This window comes from Chelativorans intermedius, from assembly GCF_025398255.1.
In the GTDB taxonomy this organism is placed as follows: Bacteria; Pseudomonadota; Alphaproteobacteria; order Rhizobiales; family Rhizobiaceae; genus Chelativorans; species Chelativorans intermedius.
This window is the reverse complement of the sequence record NZ_JAODNW010000080.1, coordinates 1-1437: the sequence shown is the minus strand read 5'-3', so window position 1 is coordinate 1437 and position 1437 is coordinate 1. Positions and strand designations below refer to the sequence as shown.

Genomic DNA, 1437 nt, shown 5'->3' with positions numbered 1-1437 from the left:
CTTGGCCTCGAAATCTACCTTGACCGATTTCACTCCCGCAACACCTTCCATGGCCAAGCGTACCGTGATCGGACACGACGCGCACGACATGTTCTCGATGGCAAACGTCTGCGTCTTTTCTGCCACGGCAACTGCTTCTGACGGCGACTGGGCGGAAGCGGAGCTGACGAACGACAACGCAATCATCGTGCTTGTCCCGAGAGCAAGTGCGGCGAAGATAGCTTTCGGCAAGTGTTTCACGTGTTGTCTCCTATTCTAATAGAACAGCGGTGCCCACCAGCCGATCGTGATGGCGAGCACGATGATGACCGTCGCGATCCAGAGCGCGGTCTTGGTGATGATGGCGGAGCGCGGACGGGCGCAGTAGGAACCCGGTTCGCAAACGGTCTTGGGCTTGAAATAGACTTGCCATAAGCCAAGCCCCAGCGGCACGAGCGTCGCGGCCACGATATAGGGCTTATAGGGTTCGAGCATCGTCAGGTTTCCGATCCATGCGCCGGAGATGCCGAGCATCACCAAGAGCAGGGGGACCACGCAACAGGCCGATGCCAAGAACGCGCCGATGACGCTTAGCGTTGCGAATCCGCCCTCACTCCGAACCCGATCACTGGCAACCTCCCGAGAGTTGCCGCCGAATTCTTTCATCAACGACCATCTTCGATTTTGAATCGCTTCACGTACATCATTCATCATCCAAAACCCTCACGACAATTCTTGGGTCCCATGGTACATAACTCCTGTAGCAACTACAGGCTCAAGAGGGAAATTGCGCCATGACAGAACACGTTCCGGTGAAGGGGCTGCAGCGTAGCCAGCTCTCCAATCGCACCGGCTGTAACATCGAGACAATCCGCTACTATGAAAATATTGGCCTGATGCCGGAGCCGCCGCGCACCTCCAAGGGATATCGCCTGTATGACGAGACCCACGTGCGACGCCTGCGCTTTGTCCTGCGCAGCCGCGAACTGGGCTTTGGCATTAATGAGATTCGCGGCTTGCTGGACCTCGTCGATCGTAAGTGCCAGACCTGCGCCGAGATCCAGGAACGGACAAAACCGCATCTGGCGGAAATCAGGGCCAAGATCTCCGACCTCCGGCGCATCGAGCGGCTCTTGGCCCGGACCATAGCGCAATGCTCGGGCGAAGACGTGCCGGAATGCCCGATCCTCGATGCGCTCGCCGCATGACGGCAAGTGTCGCTGCCCTACGTTGCTGTCGGCGTAGCTGGGACCATCGGTTGAGTAGCCCATTCAACGATAGCGGCAGAACACCTAGAGGGTGTCATTTCACCCCTACCCGGGACAACCCCAGGTCGCGGCAAGACTTGGCCGTGGTTTTCATCGGTATACCCGCGGGAACATGAGGCCAACGCTTGCTATGAGGCGCAGCGTCGTGCCGCCCGGGCACGCGTTCGCGGCGAGAAAGCCGAATTCTATC

At 58.5% G+C, this 1437-nt stretch carries 3 protein-coding genes; 1 reads left to right on the top strand and 2 read right to left on the bottom strand.

Features of this window, described 5'->3' with window-relative positions; genetic code table 11:
* Together NYR58_RS20345 and NYR58_RS20340 are read right to left on the bottom strand one after the other, a co-directional pair.
* The coding region (locus NYR58_RS20345) for a heavy-metal-associated domain-containing protein (RefSeq protein ID WP_261522942.1) at positions 1 to 240 on the bottom strand (240 nt) is incomplete at its 3' end.
* A 15-nt stretch (positions 241 to 255) separates the two neighbouring features.
* Positions 256 to 693, bottom strand: coding sequence for a mercuric transporter MerT family protein (locus NYR58_RS20340; RefSeq protein WP_261522941.1), 438 nt, complete (start codon positions 691 to 693; stop codon positions 256 to 258).
* 80 nt (positions 694 to 773) lie between these two features.
* Here NYR58_RS20340 and NYR58_RS20335 point away from each other — a divergent pair, with 80 nt between their 5' ends.
* Complete coding sequence (locus NYR58_RS20335) at positions 774 to 1187, top strand: MerR family transcriptional regulator (RefSeq protein ID WP_261522940.1); 414 nt, start codon at positions 774 to 776, stop codon at positions 1185 to 1187.
* Positions 1188 to 1437: the final 250 nt, after the last annotated feature.